This is a genomic window from Ewingella sp. C233 (genome assembly GCF_055407225.1).
The window spans coordinates 2065362-2080713 of record NZ_JBUZRI010000001.1; the positions used below are offsets into that span (position 1 = coordinate 2065362).

At 54.8% G+C, this 15352-nt stretch carries 13 protein-coding genes; 2 read left to right on the forward strand and 11 right to left on the reverse strand.

The features are described 5' to 3' along the window. Window positions 1-178 precede the first annotated feature (178 nt). On the forward strand, window positions 179-1660 hold the full coding sequence (locus tag ACZRKO_RS09410) for a sugar ABC transporter ATP-binding protein (RefSeq protein WP_463737519.1): 1482 nt from the start codon (window positions 179-181) through the stop codon (window positions 1658-1660). A gap of 8 nt (window positions 1661-1668) precedes the next feature. Next, on the forward strand, window positions 1669-2664 hold the full coding sequence (locus tag ACZRKO_RS09415; protein WP_463737520.1) for an ABC transporter permease: 996 nt from the start codon (window positions 1669-1671) through the stop codon (window positions 2662-2664). A gap of 150 nt (window positions 2665-2814) precedes the next feature. Here ACZRKO_RS09415 and cirA read toward each other — a convergent pair whose 3' ends face one another. From cirA to citC, 11 genes are all read right to left on the reverse strand, one after another. Next, window positions 2815-4788 carry a catecholate siderophore receptor CirA gene (cirA, locus tag ACZRKO_RS09420; RefSeq protein ID WP_463736928.1) on the reverse strand — a complete coding sequence of 658 codons (1974 nt, stop codon included), beginning with the start codon at window positions 4786-4788 and terminating at the stop codon, window positions 2815-2817. A 201-nt stretch (window positions 4789-4989) separates the two neighbouring features. After that, the gene (locus tag ACZRKO_RS09425) at window positions 4990-5826 is read right to left on the reverse strand and encodes an ABC transporter ATP-binding protein (RefSeq protein ID WP_463736929.1); all 837 of its coding nucleotides are present in this window, start codon (window positions 5824-5826) and stop codon (window positions 4990-4992) included. Then, window positions 5826-6908: a FecCD family ABC transporter permease gene (locus ACZRKO_RS09430; protein WP_463736930.1), complete on the reverse strand. Its 1083-nt coding sequence runs from the start codon at window positions 6906-6908 to the stop codon at window positions 5826-5828. The genes ACZRKO_RS09425 and ACZRKO_RS09430 overlap by 1 nt, the downstream gene beginning before the upstream one ends. 42 nt (window positions 6909-6950) lie before the next feature. After that, a complete protein-coding gene (locus tag ACZRKO_RS09435; RefSeq protein ID WP_463736931.1) occupies window positions 6951-8117 on the reverse strand; it encodes an ABC transporter substrate-binding protein in 1167 nt (388 codons plus the stop codon). A 222-nt stretch (window positions 8118-8339) separates the two neighbouring features. Further along, window positions 8340-9803 (reverse strand): anion permease, encoded by a 1464-nt coding sequence (locus tag ACZRKO_RS09440; protein WP_463736932.1) that lies wholly within the window; start codon window positions 9801-9803, stop codon window positions 8340-8342. 59 nt (window positions 9804-9862) lie between these two features. Beyond that, window positions 9863-10729 (reverse strand): triphosphoribosyl-dephospho-CoA synthase CitG, encoded by an 867-nt coding sequence (citG, locus tag ACZRKO_RS09445; protein WP_463736933.1) that lies wholly within the window; start codon window positions 10727-10729, stop codon window positions 9863-9865. Further along, the gene (gene citX, locus ACZRKO_RS09450; RefSeq protein WP_463736934.1) at window positions 10722-11267 is read right to left on the reverse strand and encodes a citrate lyase holo-[acyl-carrier protein] synthase; all 546 of its coding nucleotides are present in this window, start codon (window positions 11265-11267) and stop codon (window positions 10722-10724) included. The genes citG and citX overlap by 8 nt, the downstream gene beginning before the upstream one ends. A gap of 2 nt (window positions 11268-11269) precedes the next feature. Further along, a complete protein-coding gene (gene citF, locus ACZRKO_RS09455) occupies window positions 11270-12784 on the reverse strand; it encodes a citrate lyase subunit alpha (RefSeq protein ID WP_463736935.1) in 1515 nt (504 codons plus the stop codon). A gap of 12 nt (window positions 12785-12796) precedes the next feature. Beyond that, window positions 12797-13693: an aldolase/citrate lyase family protein gene (locus tag ACZRKO_RS09460; protein WP_463736936.1), complete on the reverse strand. Its 897-nt coding sequence runs from the start codon at window positions 13691-13693 to the stop codon at window positions 12797-12799. Next, complete coding sequence (gene citD / locus ACZRKO_RS09465) at window positions 13693-13983, reverse strand: citrate lyase acyl carrier protein (RefSeq protein WP_463736937.1); 291 nt, start codon at window positions 13981-13983, stop codon at window positions 13693-13695. The genes ACZRKO_RS09460 and citD overlap by 1 nt, the downstream gene beginning before the upstream one ends. Continuing rightward, window positions 13980-15050: a [citrate (pro-3S)-lyase] ligase gene (citC, locus tag ACZRKO_RS09470; protein WP_463736938.1), complete on the reverse strand. Its 1071-nt coding sequence runs from the start codon at window positions 15048-15050 to the stop codon at window positions 13980-13982. Before citC ends, citD begins: the two co-directional genes overlap by 4 nt. Between the last annotated feature and the right edge of the window lie 302 nt (window positions 15051-15352).

The window sequence follows — 15352 nt, forward strand, 5'->3', positions numbered from 1 at the left end:
CGGGCTTGGGCAGCCGCCCAACACTTCAAAGATTGAAAATAAGTTGCTTAAATCCCTGTGTATGTTAAAACTTTGTCACCGCAAGTTATGGACGGCTAAACGTCTACAACGCCAATTACACCAATCGTAAATTATCTGTATAAGGCCAACCCCCAGCGTGAGCTCCTCAATCCTTGAGATGCGTAATATCTCGATTTCATTTGCCGGTTTCCCAGCCCTGCGTCAGGTGGACTTCACCCTGGAAGGCGGATCGGTTCATGCCCTGGTGGGCGCCAATGGTGCGGGAAAATCCACGCTGATGGCCGTGCTGTCAGGCACGCATGACCATTACACCGGCCAGATAACCATCGACGGGCAGCCGGTGACGGTGAAATTACCGCATCAGGCGCGGGCGCACGGTATTCATCTGGTGCAGCAGGAGGTGGATGTCGCGCTGGTGCCGACGCTCAATGTGGCCGAAAACATCATGCTGGATACGCTGTCTGAGCCGGGACATCTGCATAACTGGTCCGAAATCTATCATCATGCGCAGCGGCTTATCGACCAGCTCGGGCTGAAAATCAACCTGCGCACCCGCATCGAAAGCTGCACGCTGGCTGAAAAACAGCTGATTTTACTGGCCCGTGCGTTGTCGCATAAATGCCGTTTCCTGATCCTCGACGAACCGACTGCCCCACTCGATCAGGCCGAAAGTGAACGGCTGTTTGCGCTGGTGCGTAAGCTGAAAGCGGCTGGAATGGCGGTGGTGTTTATTTCGCACCGCATTCATGAACTGCGCGATGTCTGCGACCGCATGACCGTGCTGCGTGATGGCCGTCTGGTCAGTGATGACAGCATGGAGGGCCTGACCAATGAACACATTATCGAGAAGATGATTGGTCATCAGCTCGACGATATTTATCCGCCGCGCCGTGCGCCGCACAGCCCTGAAACCCTGCTGCGTATTCAGGGGATGCATGACAAAGACAAATTGCGCGATATCTCCCTGAGCCTGCACCGTGGGGAGATTCTGGGTATTGCTGGCCTCGCCGGTGCTGGTAAAACGGAACTGTGCAAAGCGCTGTTTGGTGCAACACCCAGTCAGGTGGAGAGCGGCGAACTCAACGGTAAACCCTGGAAGCCGAAAGAACCGTATCTGTCGGTCGAGCTTGGGCTGGCGCTGGTGCCGGAAGAGCGGCGCAAGGAGGGAATTTTCATCGACGAAGATATCCCAATGAACCTCAGCGTCACCGCCGATGACAGTTTTTCACGTTTTTCGATTTTCAATTCACGCCGGGCATTGGTCTGGGCGAAGGATATTATTGGCCGTTTAGGAATTCGGGCTTCCGGGCCACTGCAAAAACTGGCCCGTCTCTCCGGCGGCAACCAGCAGAAAGTGGCGATCGGGAAATGGCTGCGCAGTGAGAGTCAGGTGTTGATTTTTGACGAACCGACCAAAGGTGTGGACATCAAGGCCAAAACGGACGTTTTCAGGCTGATTGACGGCCTGGCGCAACAGGGAAAAGGCATTATCTATGCTTCCGGTGAGTTCGCCGAATTGGTCGGGTTATGCGACCGCATTCTGGTGTTGTGGGATGGCCGTATTGTGGCTGAACTCAATGCCGCAGACGTCGACGAAGAGACACTATTAATATATTCCACCGGAGGAGCACCCGCGTGAGCAAAGCTGTGATTACCGAACAAAATGCCCCTGTGGCCCAGCCATGGCGCCACCAGTTATTCGACTTTCTCTACAAATGGGGCATGTTGCTCACCGTTGTGTTGCTGATCGCCGGATTCGGCATCGCGTCTGACAACTTTTTAGAGCCGTCAAACATCATCAATATCCTGCGCTCGATTGCCATCGTCACGGTGATCGCCATTGGTGTGTCGATTTCACTGTCGGTCGGCGGTTTTGATTTGTCGGTCGGTTCAACCGCTTCGCTGGCCAATGCGCTGGTGATCTCGATGTTCGTCTGGCACGGGTTTAACACCACCGAAGCGATTCTGATCACGCTTGCGCTCTGTACGCTGGTCGGGCTGTTCAACGCCTTCCTGATCGTGATTCTGAAAATTCCTGACATGCTGGCAACGCTTGCCAGTCTGTTTGTTATTCAGGGCGCGGCGATGACCTACAGTTACGGCGGCTCCATCACCGAAAATATGGTGTTACCGAGTGGCGATATGGCCGAAGGGACGGTGCCCGCAGTGTTCAGCCTGCTCGGTCAGGTGCCGGTGATTGTTATCGTGATGGCCGTCGTGACTGTCGTGGTGCAACTGTTTATGTCACTGACCAAACATGGACGGCGCATGTACGCTATCGGCGGAAATCCGCTGGCGGCGCGTCTGGCCGGGATCCGCACTGCGCGCTATCGTGTGACGGCATACATTATCTCTTCATTACTGGCCGGTTCCGGCGGTATTTTGCTGGCTTCACGCATTGGTTCCTCGCAGGTGAACGCCGGCAGCGGCTATCTGATGGATGCGGTTGCGGCGGCTTATATCGGTTTTTCACTGGCCGGTTCAGGCAAACCCAATGCCCTCGGTACGCTGATTGGTGCGGTGATTCTGGGCGTGCTGTCCAACGGGCTGGTCATGTTGTCGGTGCCCTACTACGCGATGGACATCATCAAAGGTCTGGTTCTCGCCGTGGCGTTGGCGCTGACGTATATTCAGAAACGGTAAAGATGCCCATTTCCCGTCATGCGGGCTGGTAAACCCATCTGTCAGATGGGTTTACCCATTGGAATGGGGTAAGGGGGTGGGTTTATATCCTCTTACCCCTCGCGGGCCGACGCCCGCGACCGTAAAGCGGCTTATGATGTCAACACATCATCAGAAGCTGTAATCCACCGCCATAAAGTAGCGGCGTCCGTCTTCGTTGTAGCTGTAGCTGTCGCGGTTAAGATCTTTGTCGAGGAGGTTTAAGACCCCGGCGCGAATTTTCACGGCTTTGTTCACTTTGTACGAACCACCGGTGTTCCAGATGGTGTAGCCGCCTGGGGTGACATCGTCGTTGGCGACGGTACGCGCTTCGCCTTTGAGGTTAGCCGACAGATACAGACCCCAGTCTTCCTGCGGTTTCCAGTCCAGCGTGGCGTTGGCGGTGTGGAACGGTAAAGCCGTTAGCGGTTTGTTGCCCCCTTTGCTGAGATCGCGTCCGTCGTTGTAGGTGTAGTTGAGTTTCAGACCCACTTCATCGCTAAACGGGATATTCAATTCAGTTTCCAGCCCGCGGATTCGCGCCTTGTTGACGTTGAAGTAGTTAAAAATCGGGTTACCGGCGGAATCGAAACCGACGAAGTTAGCGTAGCTGGGTGCCTGAGAACGGTTTGACGTACGGTTGACGCTGATCATGTCGTCGACATCGTTCTGGAATATCGTGGCGCTGGCGGTGACATCTTCCAGAAGCCCCTCTTCGCCCGCGTAGTACAGGCCCAGTTCGACGTTCTCACTGGTTTCTGCTTTCAGATCCGGATTACCAATGATCTGACAGCTGCCACGGCAAGATGCGCTTTGCCAGTCAGGGCTGAGCTGAAGCAGGGATGGTGCTTTAAACGCACTCGCCCAGCCCCCTTTCACGGTCACGGTGTCCGTGGCGTTGTAGACCAGATAAGCACGCGGTGACCAGTTAACGCCGTAGTTTTCATGGTCATCCATACGCACGCCGCCGGTCAGCGCCAGGCTTTCAAAAATCCGCCACTCATCTTCCACAAACAGTGCGTACTGGTTAGCCTGCGTGCTGCCGCTGCTGGCGAGATTTACGCCGTCTTCGAGCTTGTCGTTGCGGTATTCGCCACCGAAGGTAAACAGCTGGTTGTATTCGCCCAGCGGCACGACGATTTTGCCGTCAAGAGAGTTATTTTTCGAGGTGATGGTGTCGGCGTTTTTGTTCTCGATGTTTTCACCGTAGAAACGCAGTTCGGTATTGGCCCAGCCCCAGCGGCCATTGTGCCCGATGGAATAGTTTTCGCGTTCGATGCGGTTTTTATCCAGCGTATCGGAATCGCGATCCTGACGGTCGAGACCGTAGCCAAAAGTCATGTCCTGATCGTCGGTTGGCGTCAGCGCAAATTCAACGTTGGTGTTACGCGAGGTATAGCCCTCGATGCGTGGCTGGCCTTTCTCACCGCTGGAGGAATCTGCCTGATCTTTATCACGCTTGCCCAACGCGCCATAAACTTTTACGCCGAGCAGGCCGTCAATCAGCGGGCCGCTGGTGAAGAAGTTGCCGTTGTAGCTATCGCCACGGTCGCGGTGCTCCTGCACGGTGGTATCCGCGCTCAGGGTACCGTGCCAGGCCGTGCCGATTTTTTTGGTGATGATGTTGACCACACCGCCCAGCGCATCCGAGCCGTAAAGCGAGGACATCGGCCCGCGCACCACTTCAATACGTTCGATGGATTCCGTTGGGATCCAGCTCAGGTCAAAATCGTTATGGCGGAAGACCGCATTACGCGAGTTAACGCGTTTGCCATCGACCAGAATTAAGGTATAGCCGCTGCTCAGGCCACGAATGCTGACGCCCTGACGGTTGTCCCCTTCGCTGGTGAGTTGTACACCGGGCACATCTTTGAGTACGTCTTTGAGGTTTTGCACCGGTTTTCTGTCCAGATCTTCGCGGGTGATCACGCTGATACTGGCAGGCGCATCCTTGAGGTTCTGCTGGACCGAGGAGGCGGTCACCACAATCTGATCCTCTTTCTCCTTCACGTCTCTGGCGTCCTCGGCAAAGACCGGGAATGCAGCGGTAATAAGCTGTGCGATAAGCCCGACTTTGAATGCCGGTGTCAATATAACCTTAACCATGTTTCTCTCCATGAGATAAAAACAACCCCGCTCATGCGGTGGTCGTAAGCAAAATTCCGTCAAATTCCTGAATTTAGCGCGAGTGAATGCCGCCGGATTTGTCGGATGATTTTTTTAATTTCAGGCTCACAAGTTGAAATGCGGGGCCACTGCATTGGCGGCCCGGCTATTTATAAACGTCTTGAAGGTTGACGGGTGTCTTTAGATAGAAGGGTCGCCGACCAGTCCGTCGATCAATATTTGCGGCGTTCCCTGCGAGCAGCGTTCAATGCGTCCGCGCACGCCATAAACGCGCGCCAGACTTTCCGGGGTGATCACCTCTTCAGGCTCGCCGTTGGCAATCAGATTGCCGTCCTTGAGCATCAATACGCGATCGCCGTGGCGCAGCGCAATGTTGATGTCATGCACCACCACCATGGTGACGATATTACGCTTTTGCGTCTCTTTGCGTACCAAGTCCATTACGTGAAATTGGTAGTTTAAATCCAGCGCCGACAGCGGTTCATCAAGCAGCAGTAACGAGGGCTGACGGATCAAAGACTGTGCCAGTCCCACCAATTGTTTCTGCCCGCCGGAAAGCTGGTCGAGATAGCTCAGTGCCAGATGTTCAATTCCCAACTGTTGCAGCAGCGTCATCACCTGTTCGGTGGTTTCGGCCTGTTTGCTATGGCTGCCGGAGGCACGCTGGGCCACGATAATCGATTCCAGCACGTGCAAATGCACGCCCGCAGGCAGCGACTGCGGCAGGTAAACCACCTGTTCAGCGCGGCGGGCAAACGGCATGGGCATCAGATCATGACCATCGAGGATCAGCTGCCCTTCGGCGCGGTTCAGCCCGGCCAGAGAGCGTAACAGGGTCGATTTCCCGCTGCCGTTCGGCCCGAGCAGAACGGTGATTTTTCCACGCGGCAGCATCGGCACATTGAGATGGCGGATCACCGGACGCTTGGGATAACCGGCGTTGAAGTCGCGGATTTGCAGACCCTGCGTTGCGGCGTGCAGGCTACCTTTAGCTTTGAATTGCAATACAGCGGACATCAGACATTCCCCCGGTGGCGCAGAATAATACTCAGGAAGAACGGCACGCCGACCAGCGACGTCACGATGCCTACAGGAATAATGACACCCGGCACCAGATTTTTTGAGGCAACGGACGCCATCGACAGCACCAGCGCACCGATCAGCGCACTGGCTGGCAGATAGAAACGGTGGTCTTCACCAAACATCAAACGGGCAATGTGCGGCGCGACCAGACCGATAAAACCAATCGGACCGACAAAGGCCACCGCCAGCGCAGAAAGAATACTGATACGCAGCAAGGTGCCAAGACGCAAACGGCGCACATCAATACCAAAACTGATGGCACGATCTTCCCCCAGACGCAGCGCAGTCAGCTTCCACGCGCTCATCATCGACCACGGCAGCAGCACTAGGAAAGCCAGCATCATCACGCCCAGTTTCACCCATGACGCACGCGCCAGACTGCCCATGGTCCAGAACACCAGTCCCTGCAAGGTATCTTCGGTGGCAATGAACTGCATCAGGGAAACCAGCGCATTGAAGGTAAAGACCAGCGCAATACCGAACAGCACGACGCCGGAACTGGCGACACGCGTCCAGCGCGTGATGCCGTCAAGCATCAGCGCGGCGAATAAAGCAAAGATAAAGGCATTAGCGGAGATAAACCACTGATCCGGCACGCCCGGGATCCCGATGCCAAGCACAATCGCCAGCGCCGCACCAAAGGCCGCAGCGGAGGAGACGCCAAGCGTAAACGGGGAAGCCAGCGGGTTGTTGAGGATGGTTTGCATCTCAGCCCCGGCCAGCCCCAGCGACATGCCGACGGCAATCGCCATCAGCGCATAGGGCAGGCGGATGTCCCAGACAATGACGCGGGTACCGGCGTCTGCCGATGCTGAGTCAAACAGCGTTTGCCACAGCGTATGAAGCGACAACCCCGATGGCCCCATAATGAAGTCGATAATCAGTGAAGCGATAATCGCCATCACCAGTACCAGCATTAGCATCAGGCGGCGGCGGACGATACTCTGGTACCGGCCCATCACGCTGTTGTCAGCGTGCGGACTGTCCGTCAGTAAGGGATCGGTGGTTGCGCTCATGTGTCTTTACATCTCATTAATTTATAAACAAACACACACAGGCTACTGCGTGTTTTCCGTTTTTTTCGCGTCGGTCCAGTAGGTGCCTGTCAGCTCTATGGCCAGGAACTGCTTGTACATCTGTTTCTGGGTTTGCTCAGGATCCAGATCGGCAAACTTCTGCGGATAGAACCCTTTGGCAAACGCCTGCACTGCCATCACGTTGTACGGAGAATTGTAATAGTTGTGCCAGATACCGTAACTGCGCCCCTCTTCCACCGCTTTCAGCGTGGAGATGCCTTTGCGTTTTAACAGCGGCATGAGACTGGCCTGAGCCTGCTCTGGCGTAACCTGTGCGCCCAGAATCAGGCTGGTCGGCGGGTTGGCATCACCGGTTTTCTGCGGGGCCGAACCACCGCTGACGATATAGACATCCGGCTGCGAGGCGATCACTTTTTCCAGATTGACCTGCCCCAGCGGGCCCGGCAGCAAAGCTTTGGCAATGTTAACCCCACCGGCCAGACTGATAAAGTCACCCATATTCCCGTTACCGGCTGAGCGGCAGCATTCGTCTGCGGTTGATGCGCGCAGCTCGATAAATACTTTAGGTCTGTTCTGTTCAGGAATGTCGTGAGTCACCTCGGTGACGCGGCGGATATTCTCCTGATAGAACTTAATATAGTCCTGGGCCTGCTTCTCACGGTTCAGCACTTTGCCCAGCAACTCCATGCTTGGCAAAGTGTTTTTCAGCGGTGAGGTGCGGAAATCGACAAACACCACTGGCACACCGGCTTTTTGTAACTGCCCGACCAGATCGCTCTCTTTCCCCGGCCCGTGGCCCGATAAACCGAAAATCGCTACCTGCGGGTTTAGTGTTAGCACTTTTTCCGGGCTGATGCTGTCAGCACTGGTATTGCCAATCAGCGGAATAGCATCAATCTGCGGGAATTTCGCTTTGTAGACAGCATAAGTTTGCGGATCGAGTTTACGGAAATCGCCCTGCCAGCCGACAATACGGTCAAAGGGCCTTTGCCCTTCCAGCAGGGACAATGCGAAGAATAACCGCCCTTCACCGAGCACGATGCGTTCTACATTATCCGGTACGGTGACCGTGCGGCCCGCGATATCCGTGACAGTAACAGCCATTGAGCCCGCGCTAAACAGTCCCAGCATTAGGCTAAGCGCTGCGCCTGTTAAAAATTTGTTGCTGCTTTTTCTCCGCATAATCATCTTCTTGCAATTCCTTTACGTTCCCTGAAGAGGGCATAACAATAATGGAAACGATAATAATTATCAATGCGATATGCGGGAACTATCAAGAGTACAGGATGTCACGGCGGGAACGAATCGATGTGAAGTAACAACCCGTTAAGGTGTATTACCAAAAAATTCATAAAAAAAGCGGAGACTTAGCTCCGCTTTTGTTTTGATTATTGCCTCAACGGGCGGTGATCACATCCACAGCTTCATCAGCGGCCAACCCACCAGCAGCAGCATAGAGATATAGAGCACGCCCATGATCCCGCCAAGACGCCAGTAATCTTTGGATTTGACGTAGCCGCAACCATAGATAATGACACCGGGACCGGTGGCATAAGGCGTCAGTACCCCCATGATACCAATCGACAACACCAGCAGCATCGACAATTCAGCCATCGGCAAGCCCGGTAAGCCCATCGCCACGGCCAAAATTACCGGCATCATCGTGGCAGTGTGCGCCGACAGGCTGGCAAACAAATAGTGAGAGAAGTAGAACACCAGTACCAACGCCACGACGGTGGCACTCGGCGAGAAACCGCTGAGGTGATGGCTCATGGTGTCAGCAAACCATTTGATAAAGCCCGAGCGGGTCAGGCCGTTTGCCATGACCACCAGCGTGGCAAGATTGACCAATGTATTCCATGCACTCGAATATTTGGTGATATCTTTCCATGCCACGACGTGCAGGATCAGCATCAGCGCGACGGCCAGCAGGCCGACGGCAGTGGCATCAATAAAGTTGGTACCAAATACCCACAAACAAAGACTGAACAGCACCAGAACAATGAGCGTCAGTTCCTTTTTAGTCAGACCGCCCATCTCTTTTAGGGCGCCAACGGCCCAGACCGCGACCTCATTGCTTTTCGTCACGCCCGGTTTGTACAGCACGTAAGACAACCAGGGTGCCACGATCAGTAAAATCAAACCTACCGGCAGAAACGCCAGGAACCACTGCATCCAGCCAATGTGGACACCCGCAATTTTACTGACGAACTCCACGCCCAGTACGTTAGGCGCTGCGCCGGTAATGAACATCGAGGAGCTGAGGCTGGTACTGATCACCATCATCCACATCAGATACCCGCCGATGCGCCGTGAAGAAGGGTCATTGGGGTAAGACTCAAACAGCGCTGGCAGGTTTTTCACCACCGGGAAAACGGTCCCGCCGGTACGGGCGGTATTAGACGGTGTGAATGGCGCCAGCAGAATATCGATGATGACAATCGCGTAGCCAAGCGTCAGGGTACGTTTACCCATAAACTTAACCATAATCAGCGCTATACGTCGGCCAAGACCTGTCGCTTCATAGCCCAGTGCAAAAATAAACGCCCCGAATACCAGCCAGACAGTAGTACTGGAGAAACCCGCCAGTCCCCACTTCAACGCCTGTTTACCGGCTTCAAAATTGGGATCCGCCAGCTCTTTGGCATCGAACAATACCCAGTTGGACCCGATAACGCACACCGTCATGGCGATGAAACTGATCGCCGTCGCCGGGATCGGTTCGAGGATCATCCCGACAATCATGGCGACGAAAATCGCAAAATAGCGCCACGCCTGCGGCGGCATTCCGTCCGGCACGGGGATACACAGCAGTACCGCCAGTACCACCAGCGGCATCAGTGCTTTTCCGATAAATTCCTTTGAAATGACCATCAATGGTCTCCTGTAAGAACGGGTTAAAGTGAAAAAAATGACGAAACTTTTTTAGATTTTTATTCCGGAAACTGTGCCAAAAACCACGTAAGAATCAGTAAGTCAGCGCTGCCACCGGGGCTGAGGTTGCGGGAGATACATTGCTCATCAAACTGCTGTAATAAAGGTGCTGGTGATTTATGGCGGCAGGCACGCAGCACCTCGCGCGCGCGGCGTTGCAGCCACATCAGCCCGGACATTCCGCCGCGTGACACCACGTTGGTGTCCGCATTCAGGCTCATCAGCAGCAGCAACGTCTGGCTTAGTGCCTGCTCCTGCGATTTCTGCTGCCCGATCATCCGCCGGTAAAACGGCAAGCTGAGGGTCAGCACCGTAGCAAAGCCGGACTGCGCTTCACCGCGCGCGCCGGTCAGCCCGTGAAGATGAAATAGCCGCTGTCCGGCTGTCTGCTGTGCTAAAACCGGTGGGCCGGACAGCTCTTTCTCAACCAGATCCTGGCAAAAAAGAGCCACTTCACGGCAGAGTACAGCCGCAGTAATAACCTGTCCCTGACGGTGCAAACGCCCCAGTGCGCAGCAAAGCAGCCCCATGGAAAACACCGTGCCTTTATGGGTATTCACGCCACCGGTCGTCGTAAACATCGCGTTTTCGCAGCCCAGCCCCAAGGGGCGCAGGCGGCGTAATATTTCGCCCGCTGGTCGCTGATGACTCTCTTCCCCTTCGGCAATAAAACGGGCGAACCACGGTGCAATCGCGTCTGCACTGCGGTAAAAATCCTGCAAGGTCATGTCCTGATGCGCACCGTTATTGGCGCGGTCAACCAGACCCGGCTTAGGCGTCAGATTGACCTCATGCAGTAATGCCTGATACGCCAGCATCACCCATTCAGCTTTTACATCAATGACCTGAACGACTTCTTTATTCATGCGCTGTAGCATTGAGCATCGTCTCCATCCGGCTAAGCAGTTCTGCCGTGCTGTGCTTTTGTTCACGGGCACAGAGAGCGGCAGGTTGCGGGCAGATAAGGCAAGGGCGCGTCGGCAGGCTGAAATCACGGCGCGACAATATCGCTCCGCTGGCGTCGAGCACGTCGATATCCCACAGACGGCCCAGCGGCTGGCTCTCTTCCAGTTCCAGCGTCGCCTGTTTGACTTCCCGCGCTGGAACGTCAAGGGCGATCAGCCCTTCGCTGCCCGTCTCCTGCGGCAGACAGCGCCATGCCAGCCATGACCATCCGAGTTGCTGGCTGAGCGTTTCCAGCGCACGCCATGCGAGACAAAACAGTTCCCGGCTGAGCGCGGTGTCTTTTACCGCGCCCGGCATCACCATCGTCAGGGAAATTAACGTACAGTGATGGCGCGCCAACCACGCTTTCTGCCGGGTCTGACGAGATTCACGGCTTGAAAGAAGTTCCGGCAAACTGACTGCGCGGTTAGCGGCCAATAACGGGGAGACAGCGTGCATGGCTACTCCTCAATCTGATGAACGACATCGATAACCGAGCCGTCGCGGTAACGCACCACGGCTACCACACGGTCGGTAAAGGACAGCGGCGCAGGTTCTCCGCTGAGCAGGCGCGCCCGCTCGTACAGCCAACCAATGGTGACGGTTTTGATCCCTGCCTGTTGCAGGCTCTTGGACAGATCTGGCCGTGCCGGATTAACCGCGATACCGTGGTCAGTGACCAGAATGTCGATACTCGAACCCGGCGTAACGCAGGTGGTAACCTGCTCCACCAGCGTCGGAATACGGCCACGTACCAGCGGCGCCACGATAATGGCTAACCGTGCGGCGGCGGCAGTATCGCAATGGCCGCCGGACGCTCCGCGCAGTACACCGTCAGACCCAGTCAGTACGTTGACGTTAAAGCCCGTGTCAATTTCCAGTGCGCTGAGCACCACGACGTCGAGCTGTTCCACCGATGCCCCTTTCGAGTCCGGGTTGGCATACTGATTGGCACTGATTTCATAGTGGCCGGGATTACGCGCCAGTGATTCTGCGGCCTGGCGGTCAAAACTTTGTACGTCGAGCAGACGTTCGATCAGCCCTTTTTCATGCAGGTCGACAATCGATGCAGTGATGCCGCCGAGCGCAAAACCGGCGGTGATGCCCTGACGACGCATACTGTTTTCCAGAAAACGGGTGACGGCCAGCGATGCGCCACCGGTACCGGTTTGCAGGGAGAAACCTTGTTTGAAATAGCCGGAGGCGACAATGACGTCGGCGGCACGCCGGGCGATCAGCAATTCACGCGGATTGCTGGTCATACGGGTGGCATCCGCGCCTATCTTCTCGGCATCACCCACTTTTTCAACCTGCACAATCAGGTCAACGTTGTCCTGCGCAATACTGGCGTTGTGCGGATACGGCAGAATCTGTTCGGTCAGCAGCACCACCTGGCGCGCAACCTGCGCGTCAACCTGCGCGTAGCCCAGCGAACCGCAGCGCGCATTGCCACTGTAGCCGTTGGCATTACCAAAGATGTCGCAGGCCGGGACACCGAGAAACGCCACGTCGATGCTCAGTTCACCGCTTTCGATCAGGTTGACCCGTCCACCGTGGGAGTGGATCTGCACCGGCGGTAATTGCGGCAATGCGCCATGCGAAATGGCTTCCGCCAGCGGTCCGCGCAGGCCGGACGTATAAATAAGGCCAATCACGCCGTGGCGGATATGTTCGATCAGTGGCGCATGACAGTCGCTCAGGGAGCTCGATGCCAGCGTGAGGTTTTTAAAGCCCATGACCGCCAGCGTGTCGACTACCTGATTGAGCGTCAGGTCACCGCCACGAAACGCATGGTGAAACGAAATGGTCATGCCGTCCTGCAATCCGCTGCGGCGGATGGCATTTTCGAGCGACGAACAGAGTTTGTGGTCGCGGGGTTTAGCCGCCTGCTGGTTGGCTTTCGAAACCGGCGCAAAGGCGGAAAAAGTCTCCGCTGCCGTTTCGCCGAACTGATTTACGCGCTGTTGCCTTTGCATCACTTGCTCCTGTTATTCTTCACGAAGTCCGGACAATGCCGCCCGCTGCAACACCAGACGCGCCCGCTCAATCACCGGGCTGTCAACCATTTTCCCGTTGAGCGACACCACGCCGAGCCCTTCGGCTTCTGCGGCAGCGGCGGCGTCAACGACGGCCTGTGCATGGTCTCTTTCGGCTAATGTCGGGGCGTAGAGGTTGTGAAGCAGTTCAATCTGACGCGGATTGATGAGCGACTTACCGTCGAAACCCAGCTGTTTGATATGTGCCGCTTCGTTAAGAAAACCGGCGTCATTGTTGGCTTGCGAATAAACAGTATCGAAGGCCTGGATACCGACTGCGCGGGCGGCCTGCAGAATCGAGCAGCGCGCAAACAGCAGTTCTGTGCCTTCCGGTGAACGCTCGGTGCGCAGATCCCGCACGTAATCTTCAGCCCCCAGGGCGATGCCAATGAGCCTTGGCGACGCCTGCGCAATGTGGACGGCCTGAGTAATGCCGCGGGCTGTCTCAATCGCTGCCAGCATACCGGTGCTGCCCACAGGGCGACCGCACTGCGCTTCAATACGCGCAATTTCGGTTTCCATATCGGTGACGTCTTTTGCGGTATCTGTTTTCGGCAGCCGCACGATGTTGACGCCTGCACGCACTACCGCTTCTAGATCCGCCAGGCCGTAAGCAGAATCCAGCGCGTTAACCCGCACGATGGTTTCCGTTTCCCGGTACAGCGGATGTTGCAGCGCATGGAATACCAGACGACGCGCGGCGTCTTTTTCACGCAGGATCACCGAATCCTCGAGGTCGAACATCACGGAATCGGCCTGATAAATAAATGCGTTACTGACCATCGCCGCATTGGCGCCAGGCACAAATAACATGCTGCGACGCATTCTGAGTTTGCGTTGTGTCAGCATCAGCGGACCTCCCATTGGTGAGGATTTTGTTCGCTGGCGCGGATAAGCGCCGTCTCCAGACGGGCGCGCAGCACGCAATCGAGCGCACCTTTGTCATCCACCACCAGCGTGACGGTTTCAATGTGTAAATCCTGCAACACGTCAGCGATACACTGGCGGATTTGCTGGCCAAACTGCTTCTCGACGGTGCTGTTCAGTTGCAGGTCGATATGCGTTGGGTTAGGTGCAACACGCACCATGACATCGCTGGACTCCAGCGTGCCGGCAAGGGTTTCACGGATAATATTCATTGTTCACCTGTCTGGTTGGCGGTTGCTATGGCCCGCTCTGCGGATTTTCCAGCGCGCACGGCAAGAAGTTGTTCGAGGTAGTGGCAGGTGGCCGGAGGGACTAACTGGCGGATTGTCGTGATGTCCGATTGCGCCAGTAATTTACGTACCCACGAGGCCGAAATGGCGGTGTTTTCCCAGGTTAAACGTGGGATCTCAACCAATTCCACCGAGGGCCATTCCAGCTCATCAGTTTCCAGCCAGTAGCGCATGTCCTGATTGTATTTAGCGGTCACTTCGCAAAAAGGCTCGGTACCGACAAATCGCTGGGTGATTCCCAGCGCAGGGGCCAGATATTGGCGGAATATTTTGAGATCAATTTCGGTATAGCAGTCATCTGCTACGCCCTGATCTTTGATGAAATAACAAGGGAAAGTGGCCCGGGAGATCATATATTCTGAACCGGCATGCAAGGTCACGTGCTTAATATCTGCAATGCCCTTGCGGACTAATTCATAGCGGTCTTCATAGGAGAAACGGGAATTATTCTCTTTCACTAAAAACACGTGTAACCAGTCGCACTGTTTCGCTGCCTGCTGGACCAGATATTGATGACCTCGTGTGAAGGGGTTGGCATTCATCACAATACAACCGATACGTTTTCCCGGCTGAAAGCGTTGGTGCAATTCATTCGCGTAACGGCTTAAACGACAGCCGCTGTTTTCCATCAACACCACAATGCCCGGCACACTGGCTATCGGGTAAAAGCCGCAGCGCTGAAACAGAGCCTGATTTTGCGTTTTGGTATAGATAAACAAATGGCTGTGATGCCGCTCATAGGCCAGATTAACCAGTTCGGTGGCCAGCGTAAGCGCCAGACCTTCTCCGCGCACGCTTTCGCTGATGGCCACGCATTTGATGATATTGCCGGCAATACCTCCGCAAGCCAGTAGCTCTCCGGCGCGACGCAAGGTAATGAAGACTTCAACTGTCGTATCGATGTTTAAGTCATTGGCGCGCAGGAATGCCGTAATTTCGGCAATAGCGGCATGATTGGTGCGGTTAACCTGACTGAATACTCCGTCCATGAATCACCTGATGATATTTTAATGCAACAAGTCAGAAACAAAATTTATTATAAATTTCAACTTTGGGTTATTTATTTAATAAAAACATTAACCACAAATGATAAGAGTGAATTAAAACTAATTGAGTAGTGCTGCATGTTAACTAAAAAAAATCGCGATTATTTGACCTATTTCACATTTAATTAAAACAACCAAATAAATTATTTTTAGCGTTCTGCGTGGAGTTAATGGCGTTAATTAGATAAGGATTGTTGGTGGAGTTTATGGAGTTAATTAATATTTAAAATAAGGAATAAAAAAAG

Excerpts from the sequence above, each read along its gene's own strand:
- ACZRKO_RS09410 (WP_463737519.1), top strand. The coding sequence starts at position 179 with ATGCGTAATATCTCGATTTCATTTGCCGGTTTCCCAGCCCTGCGTCAG.
- cirA (WP_463736928.1), bottom strand. The coding sequence starts at position 4,788 with ATGGTTAAGGTTATATTGACACCGGCATTCAAAGTCGGGCTTATCGCA.
- ACZRKO_RS09425 (WP_463736929.1), bottom strand. The coding sequence starts at position 5,826 with ATGTCCGCTGTATTGCAATTCAAAGCTAAAGGTAGCCTGCACGCCGCA.
- ACZRKO_RS09430 (WP_463736930.1), bottom strand. The coding sequence starts at position 6,908 with ATGAGCGCAACCACCGATCCCTTACTGACGGACAGTCCGCACGCTGAC.
- ACZRKO_RS09435 (WP_463736931.1), bottom strand. The coding sequence starts at position 8,117 with ATGATTATGCGGAGAAAAAGCAGCAACAAATTTTTAACAGGCGCAGCG.
- ACZRKO_RS09440 (WP_463736932.1), bottom strand. The coding sequence starts at position 9,803 with ATGGTCATTTCAAAGGAATTTATCGGAAAAGCACTGATGCCGCTGGTG.
- citG (WP_463736933.1), bottom strand. The coding sequence starts at position 10,729 with ATGAATAAAGAAGTCGTTCAGGTCATTGATGTAAAAGCTGAATGGGTG.
- citX (WP_463736934.1), bottom strand. The coding sequence starts at position 11,267 with ATGCACGCTGTCTCCCCGTTATTGGCCGCTAACCGCGCAGTCAGTTTG.
- citF (WP_463736935.1), bottom strand. The coding sequence starts at position 12,784 with ATGCAAAGGCAACAGCGCGTAAATCAGTTCGGCGAAACGGCAGCGGAG.
- ACZRKO_RS09460 (WP_463736936.1), bottom strand. The coding sequence starts at position 13,693 with ATGCTGACACAACGCAAACTCAGAATGCGTCGCAGCATGTTATTTGTG.
- citD (WP_463736937.1), bottom strand. The coding sequence starts at position 13,983 with ATGAATATTATCCGTGAAACCCTTGCCGGCACGCTGGAGTCCAGCGAT.
- citC (WP_463736938.1), bottom strand. The coding sequence starts at position 15,050 with ATGGACGGAGTATTCAGTCAGGTTAACCGCACCAATCATGCCGCTATT.